Source organism: Paenibacillus hunanensis (assembly GCF_034055775.1).
In the GTDB taxonomy this organism is placed as follows: Bacteria; Bacillota; Bacilli; order Paenibacillales; family Paenibacillaceae; genus Saccharibacillus; species Saccharibacillus hunanensis.
Genome location: NZ_CP139194.1, coordinates 5460864 through 5479745, shown reverse-complemented (window position 1 = coordinate 5479745; position 18882 = coordinate 5460864). Strand labels below are relative to the sequence as shown.

Here is an 18882-nt window from a genome sequence, read left to right as displayed (position 1 = left end):
CAACTGAACACGGTATGGCTGCAACTCATCCTGTAAATCCGGTAATCCAGCGTGAAACCCTTATGATCGCGCTTACATTTGCTATCGTGGAGCTAGAGACGAGATCAAATGCAAGCTGTAAGGCGACAAGGGAGGAACGATAAGATGAGTGCAATTCCAATTATGATCGGTACGATCTGTATTCTGCTCATTGCATACAGGCTGTATGGAACATTCATGGCAGTCAAGGTATTGAAGCTGAAGCAAATGGACGAGCAAAGCCAGACACCTGCCTACAAGCTGGAGGATGGCAAGGACTATGTGCCAACGAGTAAAGTGGTGTCGTTCGGGCATCATTTTGCAGCGATTGCGGCAGCAGGACCACTCGTTGGGCCGATCCTTGCGGCGCAATTCGGCTATTTACCCGGGCTGATCTGGTTATTAGTCGGTGCGGTTGTAGGTGGCGCTGTGCATGATGCCGTGGTGCTATTCGCCTCGATGCGTAAGGACGGACAGTCCTTATCCGAAGTGGCGAAAAAGGAGCTTGGCCCGGTTGCAGGCTTCTGTACCGGTCTGGCGATGCTATTCATCATTACGATCACGATGGCAGGGCTATCACTGGTCGTACTGCATGCGCTGGAACGGAATCCGTGGGGTACCTTTGCCGTCGGTATTACGATCCCGATTGCGATGGCAGTGGGATTATATTATAAACGCACCGGAGATTTGAAAACGCCTTCAATTATCGGCTTCCTGCTGATCATGGTCGGCGTAGCGGTCGGGCCATTTATCCAGCATTCCGTACTGGGACAATGGCTTACACTAGAAATGTCCACGCTGGCGATTGCATTGCCAGTATACGCATTCTTTGCAGCGGCTCTTCCGGTCTGGTTGCTACTCGCACCACGTGATTATTTGAGTAGTATTATGAAAATTGGCGTGTTCGTTGCGCTCGTCATAGGTGTTTTTATCGTGAATCCTGCGATATCGTTCCCAGCGGTGACCGAATTTATTCACGGTGGAGGCCCGATTCTGGCAGGCCCGGTCTGGCCGTTTATCTCGATCACGATTGCATGCGGCGCGATCTCAGGCTTTCATGCCTTTGTCGGCTCAGGCACCACGCCTAAGATGCTGATGCGCTGGACGGATATTAAGTCGGTCGGCTTTGGCGCGATGCTGGTGGAATGTCTCGTTGCAGTGATGGCATTAATCGCCGCGATTGCCCTCCAGCCGGGTGACTATTTTGCCATCAATTCCAAGCCGGAGGTATTCCAGACACTCGGCATGCAGACCGTGCATCTGGCAGAACTAAGCCGCGAGATCGGTATCGATCTGGAAGGACGTACAGGCGGCGCGGTTACACTGGCGGTTGGTATGACGTATATTTTCAAAAGTATTCCATGGTTCGAAACGCTGGCAGCGTACTTCTTCCAATTCGTCATTTTGTTCGAGGCTGTTTTTATTTTGACAGCTGTGGATGCGGGTACACGCGTATCGCGCTATCTGATTCAGGACTTTTTCGGGGAATTTTACAAGCCGCTCAAACGACTCGACTGGATGCCCGGCGCGATCCTGGCAAGTGCGCTTGCCTGCCTATCCTGGGGCTACCTGCTCTTCTCGGGCGACATCGGCTCCGTCTGGGCACTATTCGGCGTATCCAACCAGCTCATGGCATCAATCGGACTCATCATCGGCGCTACCGTCATCTTAAAATTCGCAGATAAACGCCGCTATATGCTCACCTGCCTCATCCCACTGGCGTATCTGTACGTAACCGTCAACTACGCAGGCTACTGGATGGTACGCAACGTCTACCTCAATCCCGAAGCAGGCGGCTATAGCGTACTGAATGGCGTTCTATCGATCGTCATGCTTATCTTAGGCGCGATCATCCTTATCACCGCTATCCTCAAATGGCGCGAGCTATGGAGCGATCCCAAAGGATTGAAGGCGCAGGCAGTAGGCAAGGTGGACGGGAAAGCAGAGCCTGCTGTGCTGGCGTCCTCCTCCCAGTCTTAAAGAACACAAACAAGCAGTACCCAAGTCGAACAACATATTAGATCATAAACTTATTGTTCATACAAAAACGGACAGCAGTCTCTCACCGCTGTCCGTTTTGCTATTTTCTATTAAAGAAATGCTGGTTATACATAAAATGAAGTGATAAATATGGCTGCGATCGTTTGTTTAAAAAAGCTTTTAACAACAAAACATGATGCGCTCGTACAGAACGAAGGCAAGGAAATAAGGGGAAAGGACGACTTTGGAGGGGCGGGAATCTACATTTTATCCTAATCCAGTAGATTCCCGCGGCTCCACCTGAGTCCGTCCCCTTATTCCTTGCCGGAGTGGTGTAACTCAACACTAATGCCCACAATCCTACTTATCAAACCCGCTTCACCCGAAGCTGCTTGAGCAACAAAGGATAAAACACAATCCCACTAACAATCATCAACACACCAAACCCAAACGTCTTCCAATCCGCCGTCCCCGCATAAATCACCCACACCGAGTACACCGTCGCCAGCACGCCAATAATCCCATCACGCACACGACTCTCATTCGCACCATATCCTTCACCCGTCACGACCAGCCGCAGCTGATACACTGCCGAGATCAGATAAGGCACCAGATACGCCAGTGTCGCAATCGCGATAATAAAATCAAACGCCTGCGAGATCGAGCCGGAGATCGTTGAGAAGATCAGCAGCTGTCCGAGTCCATTCGATATCCAGAGCGACAGACGCGGCATCCCTTTGCCATTCACATCGCGGAACGGACGCAGGAATACACCCTGACGCGCCGCTTCATATGGCACTTCCGCGCTGAGTAGCACCCAGCCAATCGTCGAACCGATCAAGCTGATCAGTCCGAGTCCAGCCAGCAGATAACCGCCGATCGGTCCGAGCACCGCGCTCATCGCATCGACGAGTGGGTTTTGCGATTGCTGGAGCTGATCGCCCGGCAGCAGACCCATCGTCAAAATACTAATCCCTACATATAAAGCGAGCGCGATCAGCAAGCCGACCATCGTCGCACGCGATACATCCTGCTTGCGTTTGGCACGAGCAGCGAACACCATCGCTGATTCAACCCCGATGAATGCCCACAGCGTCACAACAGCTGCGCCATTCACCTGTGACAGCAGACTAACCGTCTGTCCATCTGCATCCACATGTGGTGCCGCGAATGGCCCGATATTCGCCTCCTGAAACGCGAAGAGGGCGATCACAATAAACAGGGCAAATCCAATCACCTTCGTCGCCGTAGCGAGCAGATTCATTTTCCCTGCGCCTTCAATTCCGCGTAGCGCCAGCGCATGCGTGCCCCATAATAGAAGCGAGCAGACGATAAAGTTCAGCGCATTGCCTGTTTTGATATCCAGACTACCGATCGTAAACCAGACTGCCTCACTTTTCATCGCTGGAATAAACGTAGACAGATAGCTGGAAAAGGTCGTAATGACCGCTACAAATCCTGCTACATTCCCGACCCAGTAGCCCCATGATGACATAAATCCAGACAACACCGACAGCACCGGATTGTTCGGGAACAGCTCCTTCGCATAAATCTGCGGCCCACCGCTCAATTCTGGCTTACGCAGCGCCAGATTGCCAAATACGAGTGCCAGCATCAGCACGCCAAACCCGGTTACGCCCCAAGCCAGCACCGTGCCTGCTGGATTCGATACTTCTGCCAGTGAACGCGGCAACATAAAGATCCCGGAACCGACCATATTGCCCACGACAAGGGCGGTCAGAATCCAGAATCCAACTCTATTTTGACTCATATAATAGAACTCCTTCCGCTTGGAAAAGGTTAACATTTCAGATCATGTAAATATCATGACAGTATCCTACTATACACTTTTCTCTGGTAAAGCGAAAGAGTGTTTTTTTGAAAATGGCGTGAACTTCTCAAATTTGATGCATCGATTTGCACGTTTTCTATTGTTTTCATCGTTGAATTTTGGGACAATAGGAGGCATGAGCAGTATGGGTCTGGCTGCAAGACAGCCGGGTCTGTACTGCGTTTTATTGTGTTCATCGGGGAATGCCCGTAATATGATCAGTTTACGATCCATTTATTCGCATCATTCCGTTCTTATCTGCACGGAGATGTGACAGAATAAACGATGTAGTCGGTATAGGTAGCCGCGAGGCCAGGCAGCAATAGATGAGTAAGCAATGATAGACAAGCAACATTAATGCTGTTCATGACTACCGACATCAGGCAGAATAATGGACAGACAGGTGAAAAGAGGGTTAGACATGAATAAACCATCCATTTATGGATTAACATTAAGCCAGCTTGCCGATTGGCTGGAGCAGCACGGACAGAAGCGTTCGCGCTCTGCTCAAGTATGGAACAGTTTGTACAAGCAGCGTGTGATGCGCTTTGAAGATATGGAAGTGCGCGAGGAATGCCGCACACTGCTGGCAGAGCATTTTAGCATGCGTACGCTGGAAGAGCATGTGAAGCAAGAATCGGCAGACGGTACAGTGAAGTTCCTGCTTCGCTTGAAGGACGGTAATCTGATCGAAACGGTACTGATGCGTCAAAAATACGGTCAATCCGTCTGTGTCACGACACAGGTGGGCTGTAATATCGGATGCAGCTTCTGCGCCAGTGGCTTGATCAAGAAAAGCCGTGATCTGAACGCAGGTGAGATCGTGGAGCAGATCATGAAGGTGCAGCAGCATCTGGATGAGCAGGGCGAAGGCAAGCTTGTGACGCATATCGTCGTGATGGGTATTGGTGAGCCGTTTGATAACTTCGAGAATATGGTCGATTTTATCAATATCGTCAAGGATCAAAAGGGTCTGGTGATCGCACCGAAGCGTATTACCGTGTCCACCAGTGGCTTGCCTGACAAGATCCGCGAGTTCGCAGATAGCGATCTGCTCGTGAATCTGGCACTGTCTCTGCACGCGCCAAACAATGAGCTACGCACCCGTATTATGAAGATCAACCGCGCATTCCCATTGGAACAGCTTATGGACGCTGTGGACTACTACCTGCAAAAAACGAATCGCCGCATCATGATGGAATACATTCTGCTGCAAGGCGTGAACGATCAGGTGGAGCAAGCTCACGAGCTGGCTGCTCTGCTGGCGGACAAAAAGCAAATGACCAGTGTGAACCTGATTCCGTACAACCCGGTCGACGAGCACAGTCAGTATCAGCGCAGTAAGCAGGAGGACATTCTGGCCTTTTATGATGTGCTGAAAAAGAACGGCATCAACTGCACCGTTCGCATGGAGCACGGTACCGATATCGATGCTGCCTGCGGACAGCTACGCAGTAAGCAAATGAAAAAAGCCGAGCGTAGTCGCGAAGCGAATTCAACCACACTGATCAGCGGCTAATGATGTCGCTATGCATAATAAAAGTACACAAACTATAGACCTATCCTTTTAGGCAGAAACAGCTTTTTACATCGGTACGATCCCCTCAGGACAGACAGTGAAAAAGACCGCATGCGACACGAAGGTCAACACTGCCAGCCAGAGGGGATTTTTTATGTGCACTAATCCATACCTAATCTCCGTTGTTCTCACTTCTATCATCCTAAGTTCCCGTGTACACGAATCATTTACACAGTGCTGTTGTATCCCTATATACTTCTCGGAAATGCTATCTATCCATCGACTATCCAGCTATCGACAATTTTTTTCAAATGACATATTCGCAATCGTTCTCCAAATTCCGATAAATAAATAACAAGAAAATGCTGTGAATTCATGAAAAATTACATCATTTGATCTATACGAATACCGCAAGATATGTGAAAATAAATCCAAAGAGTAGGAACAAGACGACGTGTAGCTCCTTCTTTTGGCCTAAACGCCTAATATTATTGTGAAAATGAGCTGGCTCCCGTGAAGTCCAGCCAAGGAGGTGCAGATGCGCGTAACAAAAAACCGTCGTACCCGAGTCGTACTACTGGTCATGATCATAGTCATTATCGGGCTGGCGGCGCTACTAGCGACACTAATGATGAGAAAAGAAACCTCTTCTACCGCATTGTTCATGAAGCAATCGATGGTCAATGCCAATGGAACGATCGCATCGTATTTAAAGGAAGCTCCCTCTACTGATCCAAACGTCGTTGCTGGACGAGAGGCACTATCGGAATCCGTTGGATTATGGATGCAGTACACATTGCTTGTAGAGGACAAGTCGGATTTTGATAACAGCTATCAGCTGCTGAACACATATTTTATGTCGCCTCAGCATTATATCCGCTGGAAGCTAGAACCGGATGGACAGTCCCGTGTGAATACGTATGCGCTTGGTGATGATCTGCGCATCGTGAGTGCACTGCTGGACGCCTATGGACGCTGGAACAAGCCGGAATATCTCGCAACTGCCAAAGAAATCACCGATACGCTGTGGGCACAAGGACTGAACAACGGCTATCTGGTGGACTACCACGATTTTCAGCATGATACCTCCAGTAATCTGCTCAGTTTGACCTATATTGATACGCTCGCCTTTGAGCGAATGAAGCAATACGGTCTGATTAGTGATGAGCTGTATACGCGGCATCTTGAGCTGCTGCGAACCATTCCGAATGATGGACTCTTTTATCCAAGAACCTATGATGTGACAACAGGCCAATACGGCTATGATAAGCAGGTAAACCTGATTGACCAGCTTATTATTGGACTGCATCTTGCCGAGATGAAACAACCACCTGATAAGCTGGTAGCTTTTATGAAGCAGCAATTTGCCAAGGATGGACATTTGTACGGACGTTATGATGCGAAGGATCATCAGCCAGCGGTGAAGTATGAATCGCCTTCGGTGTATGGGCTGGCGATTTTACTTGCAGTGCAGATGGATGATCGGGAATGGGCACAGCAGCTGTATGATCGAATGATTATGTTTCGCGCTTCAGAAGGAAGTGATCGAGGCGGCTACGTATCCGATGGAGACACACACGCATTTGATAATCTGCTTGCACTGCTAGCAGAAACCACGCTACAACAGACACGTTAAACCTGAAAAAAAGGAAGAGGAAAAATGACAAATGGTATACCAATCCGGCGTACAATGACCGGATACACATTGCTCGTTGCGGTTGCAATTCTGGAGCAACTGATTTTGTTCTGGAATGTGGAGATGCAGCAGCGCTTCGGTGTTGCAGAGCTGCTGGTAATGCTCGGCTCCTTGCTGGGCCTGCTCGTTGGCTTCTGGCTACCGCGCGGCATTTCGGTGGTCATGATTTTTGTGTTTCTGGTCACTTATTTTGTGTGGATGGTGACGATTGCACCGCTGAATCCGGTCGTGTTTTTTAATATGTTTTTGATTCCGGCCAATATTTTGATTGCGATGATCGTTAAATACAGCCTGATCGATACACGCAGACTCAAGGAACGGCTTGAAGCACTGCACGAAATGACCCCACAGGTCGATATCGATACGACACTGGGCAATCGATCCGCACTGGGTGAAGCGCTGATCAAGCATTCTAACCTCGCACGTCGGTATTCGGATCAATACAGCTTTTGTATGGCGATGTTCAAGATTGAATTTTTGCCACTGGTGCAGGAGTCGGTCGGCTCGGCAGGCTATGCTCGTCTACTGCTAGAGCTGTCGGACACGATTCAGAAGCAGATCCGTTTTGAGGATTATAAGTTCTCGATTGATAATGGTCGCTTTATTATCCTTTGCCCGATGACGAATAAGGACTATTTGCCGCCACTGACGCATCGTATTCGTGATGCGATGATGAATGTGCACTTCCCTGATCTCAAGGGACAGGAGCTACAGCTTGTCATTCGCTCAGGTGCGCTCGTGTTTAATCCAGAGCAATTTGAGAAATACGAAAGTCTGGATGCTGTCATTGCCACGCTGGAACGCAATACGGAAACGGATCTGATCGGCGAATACATTTGATCAGTGTCCGGCATTATACATTTAGGAGAAGATGAAAGATGGCTTATACGGATTGGTTTATCCCGTTATGTACGGCGGTTAGCGGCTTGTTTGCAATCGCGATTGCGTTGTTAACCATTGCTACGCTCCGGTTTCGCAGTCACGTGAACCGTAAATACAACCGGGGACGGGGGTAACGAAGTGGCAGATGGTATACTGATTTTTTCGATCATTAGCATCTGGATTGCGGTGCTGGAGGCGATCATTATCATGGCAGGGGCGATTCGCTTTCTGTCCAAGCAAAACAAGGCAGGAATCGTATTTCCGGAAACGATGGAGCATTATCCAACCGTGACCGTGATGGTGCCTGCGCATAATGAAGAGGTTGTTGTCGGCATCACGACCGAGCATATTTTGAAGCTGAATTATCCTGCGCATAAGGTGCAGGTCATCGTGATCGCGGATAACTGTAGTGATGGTACAGCAGCATCGTTGTATCGTCTAAAAGAAAGACCGGAGTTTGCTGATCGTGACTTTACGATTATTGAGCGTACAGGTACGGGCGGTAAGTCCGGTGCGCTGAATGAAGCGCTCAAAATTACGAAGGGCGAATGGATTCTCGTCTATGATGCGGATGCGGCGCCTGAGCGCAATGCACTCATGTTCCTGATGCAAAAGGCACTGGAGCAGCCAGAGAAATACGGTGCGGTATTCGGACGTAACAAAGCGCGCAACCGCGGACAAAACTTCCTGTCGCGCTGTATTAACCTGGAGCTGGTAACGATTCAGCGTGTCCATCATACCGGACTATGGGAGCTGTTCAAGGTCGGCACAATTCCAGGCACGAACTTTATCGTGAAGACGGATCTGATCCGCGATATCGGCGGCTGGGACCCGGATGCGATTACCGAGGATACGGCGATTACGTTTGATATTTTAACGCGTGGACAGCTGATCGCGCTCGCCCCACAGGCAGAGGCGTATCAGCAGGAGCCCGAGCAGCTCAGCGTGTATATGAGTCAGCGTCAGCGCTGGTCGAAGGGGAATTACCGCGTTATTCTGGATAATATTCACCATCTATTCAATAACTCTAGCTGGCGGATCAAAATTCAGGTGCTCTATTATGCAGCCAGTTATTTCTGGTTTATGATCGCGATTATTATTTCGGATATTATTTTCGTCGCGAATATCGTGTATCAGGTGATCGCATTGTTCAACCCGAATGTGCTCTCGCCATTCCAGTTTGCTGGCGATGTGTATGTATATCTGGTCATTTCATGGGCGCTCATGTATTACATCTATGTACTCCAGATTAATCTGGCGCTCGCTTCCGATATCGGGCAAAGTAATACGATGAACTTTGTGCTCGCGTGTATCTCGTATTTCACCTATGCACAGCTGTTCCTGATCATCTCGATCAAAGCCTTCTACTCGCTGCTTGTCGACATTCTTACTGGACGTAAATCGAGCTGGTACAAGACGAAGCGATTTAACTGAGTGTGGTTAGCATACGATTAGACATGCTTCACTCTTACATTAAACAAAATCGAATCAACATCAAACAGGCTGGTACACCGCTCGATCAAGCGGCATACCAGCCTGTTTTTTTATACGATCATGATCATATAGTGTCATGATTTTACAATGCTATAGGTTGTCGCATAGGGTACTGTTGAACGATCCCATACAGCAGGCGTAGCTACTTACTTGATCCCCTTCATATAGCCCTGAATTTTCGGACCCATCAGGAACAGAATAATACCAAGCACAATGGACACGCCACCGATCGTACCGAAGTAGAGCAGCTCGGTATCCTTGCTGTACAGCGTGGTCAGCACCGCATTGATTGCCTGTGCGGCTGCATTAGACAGGAACCACAGACTCATCGTTTGCGCAGAAAAGGCTGCGGGTGCCAGCTTCGTTGTTGCGGACAAGCCAACCGGAGACAGACACAGCTCACCGATCACGATAATAAAGTAACTCAGCACCAGCCATAGTGGACTAACCAGCTCCTTATCACCGCTAAAGTATACCGGTAGCAAGATAACGAGGAACGACAGGCCAGCGAACAAAATTCCGATCGCAAACTTACGTGGAATGGTCGGCTGACGATCCCCCAGCTTCATCCAGAACCAGGCAAACACCGGTGCCAGAATAATGATAAACAGCGGATTCAGCGACTGGAACCAGGCTGGCGAGATTGTAATGCCCATCCATTGCAGCTGTGTACGCTGATCTGCAAACAGTGCCAGTACCGTGGACGTCTGCTCCTGAATCGACCAGAACATGACCGCAGCGATGAATAATGGAATATACGCGGTCAGACGCGAGCGCTCTACATCATTCGTTTTCGGACTACGATACATCACGACAAAATAGCAGATTGGGATGAGTACACCCAGTACAGCGACGACAAGTACGAACGATTCCAGCGTAAGCCAGCCGAAGGTAATTGCAGCAGCCAGCAGCACGGCAACGACAATGGCGCCGATGATCAGCAGCTTGGTCACTTTACGACGCTCATCCTTGTCCATCGGATTCGGTACGATCCTACCAGCAAGACCGAGACTTTTCTTACGTGTCAGCATAAACACGATCAGTCCGATCAGCATCCCGATCGCCGCCAGTCCGAAGCCAAGGTGGAAGTTATACTCTGTGCCTACCGTACCAACAATCAGCGGTGCAATAAAGCCGCCAAGGTTGATCCCCATATAGAAAATACTAAAGCCGGAGTCACGGCGTGCATCTTCTTCGCTATACATCTCACCGACGATGGTAGAGACGTTCGGCTTGAGCAGCCCCGTACCGAGGACGATCAACGCCATCGATGTGAATAGCATCGATGCGCCACCCGGGAAGGCGAGCACGATATGACCGAGCATAATCAGTATACCGCCATAAAATACCGAGCGTGACGGGCCGAATACACGGTCAGCTAGCCAGCCACCAATAATACCCGACATGTACACGAGCGAGCCATAGATCGACATGATCGCTGTTGCCATCGTCTGATCCAGACCGAGTCCGCCCTTGCTTACCTCGTAGTACATGTAGTAGATCAGAATTGCTCTCATGCCATAATAAGAAAAGCGCTCCCAGAACTCCGTAAAAAAGAGTGTGAACAATCCGCGTGGATGTCCGAAAAACCCACGCTGAGGCACACTATCTACGATCTCTTGTTTTGTTGGATTAGACACGATATACCTCCTTGAAGTGGTCATGTCCGGAGCAGTTCAAAGGATTCGTGAGATGGTTCCTTCTGCTGTCCATGACACTGCCCAGTGCCGCACCGTTGTAAGATATGTGTTGAAATGTACTTACACGTTCAGCAAACGGGCGAACCATTAAGATATAATATAATCTTCATATAATCAATCGAAAATAATGGAAAAGCAGACCATTTTCATGGACAAATTAGTACATTTTTACCGGAAATCGCTGTGTATGATGTCTTCACGGAGGATATTCGGGATTTAATTTGCAGTGAAGCAGGGCAAATGGCTCCGGGTAAGGTATAATGAACATAAGGAGTTGAGAGTAGATGGCAAACGAAAACGAAGAAGTAATTTTGACCCCGGAAGGACTCGCAAAGCTTGAAGAAGAGCTGAAGGAGCTGAAAGGGCCACGCCGCAAGGAGCTGGCTGCACGTCTGAAAACAGCGATCAGCTATGGCGACCTGAAGGAGAACAGTGAGTATCACTCTGCGAAAGAGGATCAGGCGTTTATGGAAACGCGCATTTTGACGCTGGAGCGCATGCTGCGTAACGCGCGTGTAATCAGTGCAGACCAAATGGACACTTCCCGCGTGAGCATTGGCTCGATCGCGGTATTGAAGGATATTGAATTTGATGAAGTGATCGAATACCAGCTCGTAGGGCCTGCTGAGGCAGATCTGGCGAATAATAAGCTGTCCTATGAAAGCCCGCTGGGCAAGGCATTGATGGGTCACCAGTCCGGCGACAAAATCGCCTTTGAAGCACCGATGGGTACATTCCATTATGAGCTGCTGGAGATCAAGCCAGGTCAATAAGCGACTCGCTGTGAACATAATTTGAATGTAATCGGGAATATGCACGATTATCCAAAAGAGCTGACGGAATCTCTCCGTGCAGCTCTTTTTCACACTTACTTTATTTATACATGTTACGTTTTGTAAATCGGTCGCTGAAGTTATATACTAGGAGTATTGTAAAGCAAGAGAGCCATCGGCATGTAGATCGCATGTCAGAATACGTTGGAATAGGAGCTACCGACTTTGTGGATAGGGATTGTAATGTTGATCGTGTATCATCTATTTATTCTGTATATTGGTTGGAACGGCTGGGTATGGCTGGGTACATTGTTCCCGCATCAGATGCTGCCGCGGTATATTATGATCATTGTGCTGGTCATTTTGGCGTATGGATTGTTCCTCGGTTTCTGGCAAAGTCAGATCGGTGCGTTTAAATGGATTGGTGCAGTCTGGGTGGCGATAGCGTATTTCTCAGTGCTATGGCTACCGATTATGAATCTTGTATTGTTACTGCTACGCTGGTCGCCAATCTCTATGACAACCGCCGTGTTCTGGGCGGGCTGGATTACGATTGCTGGACTGATTGTAACGGTGAGTGTAGGTGCGTATAATGCCTACAGTCCGGTCGTACGCTCGTATACGATTGAGATCGATAAGCCCGTTAATGGGCCATCTGAAATGAATATTGTGATGGCATCCGATATGCATTTTGGCGCCTTATCGAATGAAGGTCATGCTCGCCGTCTGGTGGAGCGAGTGAATGCCTTGAAGCCGGATTTAATTCTGCTACCGGGCGATATTATTGATGATAATCTCATGTACTATAGCAAGACTGCGATTCCAGAAATTCTGAAGGGCTTCCAGGCACCTGTCTACTCCTCTCTCGGTAATCATGATCGCTTTGAGGATGGGATCGATCTGGTCGAGGCGTTGAATCAAAGTAATCTGAATGTGCTGTATGATGAATCGGTTGTGCTGGATAATGGAATTACCCTTGTCGGACGGCGTGATTACAGCGACCGACCGCGTACAGAGCTGGGCAAGTTGCTGGACGAAGTGGATCATACCCATCCGGTCATCGTGCTCGATCATCAGCCATATGAGCTGGATGCGGAGCAAAAGCTCGGCACCGATCTGGTCGTATCCGGTCACACGCATCGTGGACAGATGGCACCGTTCTCGCTCATTACGCATCGCATTTTTGAAAATGACTGGGGCTATCTGCGTAAAGGTCAGCTACATTCGATCGTCTCCTCCGGCTTCGGCTTCTGGGGCTCACCGCTACGCATTGGTACGCGGTCGGAGATTGTGCAGATTCATGTGAAGTTCCGTAGTGGTACGGATGCAGGAAGCACGACGAAAACAGATAGTGGGGCTTCAACGGATGGAGATGGCGAAGCTTAAAAGGCAGTTAGTGGAGTTTGTTCCATCGAGTTTACCTACCGATGTACACCCTTATTTTAGTGAAGAGGCTACATGAATATGCTTACCTCAACAGAATGTAATGTTGAAGTTGAAAAGGACGCTATTCTCTATATGGAGAGTAAGCGTCCTTTTGTATAGGCGTTCAATTCATTCATCTGGTGTAACACTTCTAAAAGTATAGGAAGCTTGAGCCTTTTTATATCTGTAACGATGACGCGTCATCTATTGTATATCATCTTTGCTTAATGCAGAGCCTCGCGCACCTGCTTAATATAGAAGAATCGTACAACGAAGAAGTAGACGATTTGAATGAGTGAGAAGATACTAAGTACGATGACGAATTGAGTAGCCATCTGGGCATTGAATAGACGCGCAACTGTCGCAAGTGCGATCGACCCATGAACCAGTGCGACGACAATCGGTGCGAAGAACAGCAGTGCAATCTGTCGGGTTAGCACCTTATTGAGTTCGCGGTTGGTTAAACCGAGCTTGGCGATAGCACGGAATTTCTGCTTATCCTCATCCAGATCGCTATAGAGACGGAAGTAGAGGAAGCTTCCAGCGGAAACGAAGAATACGATACCGATGAACAGTCCGATGAACAGGGCGATGCCATACAGACTTTGTACGATGTACAGCGAGTAGGTTGGAATTTCGAGTACAGAGTGATCCGTCACTTCCAGTCCTACATTATTCCCCATAATTTGCTTTGCGGCGGTGATGAACACCTTATGCGAAGCATCCGTTTGCCACATATAGGTGTGAGTGACTTCAGCTGGTTTACCAAGGCGAGCATATTGTTCATCCGATACGATCAGTGCTACGCTGTCATTTGGTACTGCCGGAGAAACGAAAATCTGAGTTGGCTTGAGCGTGATGCCATTGTTTGTGACGATATCTTTTTGCTTTAATTGATTCGCAGTATCCATACGTGCATCGCTTATAATCGCAATCAAGGTATGATTACCTTGTAGCTGAACAGGCTTTTGACCAAGTAGTGCACTTGCCTGGTTGAACATGCTGGCACTTAGGATCATGCGTGCTTCACTGTCTGTCTGAAGCTTGTAGCGATTTAGTGTCAGACGCACCTGTTGATACGAAATGCCTTTATCGCGAAGCGATTGCTCTACTCGCTGTACATTGGCTTGCTGCTGCGTATCTCCTTTTTCGGAAACGTAAACGATTGGATACGAATCGGTTGCACCATTCGCACGATTGAGCAGCGGCTGTAATCCATACAATGTACCGATTGCGCAGAAGGATACGGTCGAAACCATTGCGACCAGGAAGAAGGTACGAGCATTGTCCTTCATCCGGTAGGATAGATCGGATAATAGAAGCATATTCGTGTGACGCCAGAAAAATGGCTTACGATTTTTCAGAGCACGAATCACATAGACGCTGAGCTGTGTGAACAGCAGATACGTCGCGATCCCGACCATCAGAATAATGAGCCACATCAATTGAAAAGCTATACCTGTATCTGCAAATAAGGATAAACCATAACTGATCGCGAGCAATATCACAGCTAGCGCACATAACCAGATCGAGGCGTGAGGCTCGCTCTTGGGCGCACGTTGACTGCGAATAAGCGAGATCAGCGATTCGCTGCGCAGAATGGTAGCGATGAAGAACGAGATCAGAATGAACAGAGCGAGAAACGAGACAACGGTGATTCCCACCGCTTGTAGTGGGATATAAAAATTCAGTTTGTCATCCAGTACGAGAATATTTTCACCGATAAGTAGAATCGCTTTGGCAAAGACGAGTCCGATCAGAATACCGCCTACAGTTGCACCGGTACCAATACATATATTTTCAAGAAAGACCATTTTGCGTAATTGTCCAGGCGACATTCCTTGTAGCATGAGCAGACCGAATTCACGCTTACGCGTCTTGAGGAAGGCGCTCATCGAGTACAGTACGAAGAAGAAGGAAAAGGCATAGATCAGCCACTTGGACACAGATAGCGCTCTTTGTACATTGAGATTCATATCGGTGCCATTGAGCGCCGGATGATAAGCAAACACGGCAAAGGTAAAGAAGATCATCACCGTGAACATACTACTTAGAAAATAGGCAGCATACAGTCGCTTGTTACGCAGGACATTATTAAACGCGAATTGACGAAATGTCACTCGAATGACCTCCTAACAAGGATAGCGTGTCGATGATTTTCTGGAAAAATGCCTGACGATTCTCGCCGCGATGAATCTCGCTATACAGGTGACCATCCCGAATGAAAATCACGCGGCTGCAATAGCTGGCAGCGACCGCATCATGAGTCACGAGCATCATCGTCTTCTTTTCCTCCTGGTTGAGCTGCTCCAGCATCTCCATCACATCACGAGCAGACTTGGAATCCAGGTTCCCGGTCGGCTCATCCGCAAGCAGCAGTTGAGGCGAATGAATCATCGCACGTGCAATCGCTGTCCGCTGCGCCTGTCCACCGGAGATTTCGTAGGTGCGCTTATTCATAATAGAGCTGATACCGAGACGCTCTGCGATCGCAGCCGCCTTTTGCTTCATTTCGCGAACCGGACGACCATCAAGAGTAAGTGGCAATACGATGTTTTCCTCAATGGTTAGAGTATTCAGCAGGTTGAAGTCCTGAAAAACAAAGCCCAATTCACGGCGACGGAATTCCGCCAGCTCGTTCTTCCGTAGCTTGTTAATGTTACGATTACCGATCAAAATCTCACCCGTCGTTGGACGATCAATGGTCGCGATCATATTGAGCAGCGTTGTCTTGCCACTACCTGACGGGCCCATGATCCCCACAAACTCGCCATCCTCGATGGTGAACTGAATATCGGTTAATGCCTTATAGGCAATTTTGCCTTCATAAATTTTACTGACATGCTGTACCTCTAACATTGTAAAACCTCCCTGTATACGTAATGATCCTTGTAGTTGCAGTTTGTGTACTTGCTTGCGGATTGCTGTGTGCTACGTCCGCATTAGCTTTAGTAGGTGAGCTTGGCTCGTATAACGACAGTGGTGTGTCGCTTACTTGTATAACTACAGTATAGAGGGGGCGTGAGGGATGGACTATCGAATTGCCTTTCATCTAGCTTACAGTGCTGTAAGGTAGGCGGATTGTAATTTGATGATCTTGATTTCAGCTTAGCTTATTCGTTTCAGTTAGTTGGTTAGAATGACAACGATATGAAGATGATATGTAATGTTGTGGGTGTTGCATCAACCACTACAGGCAGAGAGCATGCCAGCGACCTCCGGTTAAGCCGGGATGCTTTGAATGGGGTAATGTGGGCGCATCCCGGCTTAAAGGTCGGTCTTATGGCATTGCTCTCTGCCTTTCGTTCAGGGAGGAGGCTTCATGTTGAGCATGTTTTTAAAAGAAAAAAGATAGGGTGGTGCTGGTATATCATTTGGTAAGGGGACTATCGATGTGGTGCAAGAGAATGTATATAGAATGTGGTCGTAGGCGTCATACAGGGAATGCAAATGGCTCGTTAGCGATGGGTGAGGTGCTTGGTTTGTTCAACCATTTCTGAGTTGATCATACCTTGCCGAGCCGATTGCAATATATGCTTATAAGGAACGCCTTTTATTCATTTAGAGTATCTGTCGCTGGCGCAGCCGTGCCTACCTGATACGATTGAAAGATGATCCGTACGGTTGTACCTTCTCCGGGTACAGATTCGATCTCTAGCCCATGATCCAGTCGCCGGGCGGCTTCGCGGGTGAGGTATAGTCCCATACCGGTAGATTCGCGGAAATGCCGTCCGTTCTCGCCCGTGAAAAATGGATCAAACACACGCCGAATATCATGTGCAGGAATCCCCACACCATGATCACGCACCTCCACGATCGCTTTGCTGTCTGTTACACGAGTAGTGAGATGAACGCGTTTTCCGCTACCAGATGAGTATTTGACCGCATTGTTCACCAGTTGAGTCAGCATGAAGAATAGCCACTTTTCATCCGTTTCCACGATCAGCTCTCCCGACTCATCTTGCACATCCGGGTACACACCGCTACGGATAAAGGAACGCTTGTGTTCATGTACGACTTCACTCATCAGGCGGGAAAGGGAGACAGGCTTCACATGGAAGTCCTGCTGAAAATTGCGCAGTCTCGCCATATACAGCACCATATTCAAATTGGCACGCATCTGCTCGGCTTCCTCACGGATGCTGGCGAACTCTGGCTCATCCACCTGCTGCACGGTGAGCTCAATGACCGATAACGGTGTCTTCATCTGGTGTACCCACTGATCCATAAAGGTCAGATGCTCGCGCTGTTCATGGCGATTCTGATCGAGCTGCTGCTGATAGTAACGATATTGTGCGCGTAATAGCTCTTGCAGCGCTTCACCGATAGGTGTCAGATCGCGTTGCAGCACATCTTCTGGAACCTGAAGCGGCTTGCTTAGCAGTCCATAAAAGCGACGACGGCTTACATAGTGATACGCTAGATATACCGCAGTTAGAAAGGCTCCAAGAAATACCGAATAGAGCGCAGGCAGCAGACGATGATAGCCATCCAGCCAGTAAATACCGAGCACGCTGAATAACACCACGATCTGCATGAGAATCAACAGCTTATGCTCTCGTAAAAATAGCCTCATACTCGTTCACGCTCCGCTGTCGTATCCGGTAAATGCAGTCGGTAGCCAATTCCGCGCACTGTCTCCACGGCTTGCTCCAGACCGAGCTCCTGTAGCTTCTTGCGGACACGGGTAATGTTGACGTTGAGCGTATTTTCATCGACAAAGGTCTGGTCATCCCATAGCTTCTCCAGTAATGCCTCGCGGCTAGCTACACGCGGATAACGCTCCAGCAGGCTCTCGATAATGTCGGCTTCTTTTTTTGTTAAGGACACCAGCTCATTGCCATGGGTCAGCTCCAGGCGTTCCACATACAGCGTGAGCCCTTCCTTTTGCACCAGTCGCTCTTCCTGACGCGTCGCATATTCGCCATACGCGCGCCGAAGCTGGCTGCGAATCTTCGCCATGACGACACCATAATCAAATGGCTTAGTAATATAATCATCCGCACCATTTTCCAGCGCCATAATCTGATCCATCTCTCCAGCACGTGCAGAAATGAAGAGCACCGGGCAGATCGAATGATTGCGAATCTGGCGACACCAGTAATACCCGTCATAGCTTGGCAAATTCACATCCAGCAGTACCAGATCGGGCTGAATGTCGGTAAATTGCTCCATCACCCGTTCAAAATCAGTCGTCAGCACGACCCGATAGCCGTATCGTTCAATATGGGATTGCAGTAGACTGGCAATTTTATAGTCATCCTCGACGATCATAATCGTTTGCATAGCTGTCGGCTCCTGTTCTTCTAAAGGATAAAAGAGTAAATCAGAATAGAGAGTTGTGTAATCATCCCAGGCTCTGGAATGAATAAAATGTATTTCGGCTGATGTGTATCTCTATATCTTGTATCATACACTCAATTGTGATCATGGACACGCATGTAGGAAATGAAGGGAATAGCGTCACTATTCATCATTCTTCTATCGAATCTACAAAACAAATACCCTGTTTACACGAGCCGCGTGGCTGGCAACACAGGGTAATCTACTAAGTTACGTATAAA

14 protein-coding genes are annotated in these 18882 nt (G+C 48.6%); 8 read left to right on the top strand and 6 right to left on the bottom strand.

Features of this window, described 5'->3' with window-relative positions; genetic code table 11:
- The first annotated feature begins 144 nt into the window (after positions 1–144).
- Complete coding sequence (locus SK066_RS22280; protein ID WP_320543063.1) at positions 145–1998, top strand: carbon starvation CstA family protein; 1854 nt, start codon at positions 145–147, stop codon at positions 1996–1998.
- 367 nt (positions 1999–2365) lie between these two features.
- On the opposite strand, the gene SK066_RS22275 is transcribed toward SK066_RS22280, so the two are convergent.
- On the bottom strand, positions 2366–3769 hold the full coding sequence (locus SK066_RS22275; protein ID WP_320543062.1) for an amino acid permease: 1404 nt from the start codon (positions 3767–3769) through the stop codon (positions 2366–2368).
- Between the two features lie 481 nt (positions 3770–4250).
- On the opposite strand from SK066_RS22275, the gene rlmN reads away from it, so the two are divergent.
- The 5 genes from rlmN (at position 4251) to SK066_RS22250 (ending at position 9360) form a co-directional block, all read left to right on the top strand.
- Complete coding sequence (rlmN, locus tag SK066_RS22270; RefSeq protein ID WP_188775936.1) at positions 4251–5348, top strand: dual-specificity RNA methyltransferase RlmN; 1098 nt, start codon at positions 4251–4253, stop codon at positions 5346–5348.
- A 538-nt stretch (positions 5349–5886) separates the two neighbouring features.
- Positions 5887–6984 (top strand): glycosyl hydrolase, encoded by a 1098-nt coding sequence (locus SK066_RS22265; protein ID WP_320543061.1) that lies wholly within the window; start codon positions 5887–5889, stop codon positions 6982–6984.
- 24 nt (positions 6985–7008) lie between these two features.
- Complete coding sequence (locus SK066_RS22260; protein WP_320543060.1) at positions 7009–7884, top strand: GGDEF domain-containing protein; 876 nt, start codon at positions 7009–7011, stop codon at positions 7882–7884.
- A 38-nt stretch (positions 7885–7922) separates the two neighbouring features.
- Entirely contained in the window at positions 7923–8060 is a 138-nt protein-coding gene (locus SK066_RS22255; protein WP_188775934.1) for a hypothetical protein, read from the top strand.
- 4 nt (positions 8061–8064) lie between these two features.
- The gene (locus SK066_RS22250) at positions 8065–9360 is read left to right on the top strand and encodes a glycosyltransferase family 2 protein (RefSeq protein ID WP_320543059.1); all 1296 of its coding nucleotides are present in this window, start codon (positions 8065–8067) and stop codon (positions 9358–9360) included.
- A gap of 206 nt (positions 9361–9566) precedes the next feature.
- On the opposite strand, the gene SK066_RS22245 is transcribed toward SK066_RS22250, so the two are convergent.
- Positions 9567–11060: a peptide MFS transporter gene (locus tag SK066_RS22245; protein ID WP_320543058.1), complete on the bottom strand. Its 1494-nt coding sequence runs from the start codon at positions 11058–11060 to the stop codon at positions 9567–9569.
- Between the two features lie 344 nt (positions 11061–11404).
- Here SK066_RS22245 and greA point away from each other — a divergent pair, with 344 nt between their 5' ends.
- Together greA and SK066_RS22235 are read left to right on the top strand one after the other, a co-directional pair.
- A complete protein-coding gene (gene greA / locus SK066_RS22240) occupies positions 11405–11893 on the top strand; it encodes a transcription elongation factor GreA (RefSeq protein ID WP_320543057.1) in 489 nt (162 codons plus the stop codon).
- Between the two features lie 225 nt (positions 11894–12118).
- Entirely contained in the window at positions 12119–13279 is a 1161-nt protein-coding gene (locus SK066_RS22235; protein ID WP_320543056.1) for a metallophosphoesterase, read from the top strand.
- Between the two features lie 263 nt (positions 13280–13542).
- Here the strand turns inward: SK066_RS22235 and SK066_RS22230 are convergent, their stop codons facing one another.
- The 4 genes from SK066_RS22230 to SK066_RS22215 all read right to left on the bottom strand — a co-directional run bounded on the left by SK066_RS22230 (position 13543) and on the right by SK066_RS22215 (position 18604).
- Positions 13543–15438 carry an ABC transporter permease gene (locus SK066_RS22230; protein ID WP_320543055.1) on the bottom strand — a complete coding sequence of 632 codons (1896 nt, stop codon included), beginning with the start codon at positions 15436–15438 and terminating at the stop codon, positions 13543–13545.
- Entirely contained in the window at positions 15413–16177 is a 765-nt protein-coding gene (locus SK066_RS22225; protein WP_188775928.1) for an ABC transporter ATP-binding protein, read from the bottom strand. The genes SK066_RS22230 and SK066_RS22225 overlap by 26 nt, the downstream gene beginning before the upstream one ends.
- A 694-nt stretch (positions 16178–16871) precedes the next feature.
- The gene (locus tag SK066_RS22220; RefSeq protein ID WP_320543054.1) at positions 16872–17894 is read right to left on the bottom strand and encodes a sensor histidine kinase; all 1023 of its coding nucleotides are present in this window, start codon (positions 17892–17894) and stop codon (positions 16872–16874) included.
- Positions 17891–18604 carry a response regulator transcription factor gene (locus SK066_RS22215; protein ID WP_320543053.1) on the bottom strand — a complete coding sequence of 238 codons (714 nt, stop codon included), beginning with the start codon at positions 18602–18604 and terminating at the stop codon, positions 17891–17893. The genes SK066_RS22220 and SK066_RS22215 overlap by 4 nt, the downstream gene beginning before the upstream one ends.
- Between the last annotated feature and the right edge of the window lie 278 nt (positions 18605–18882).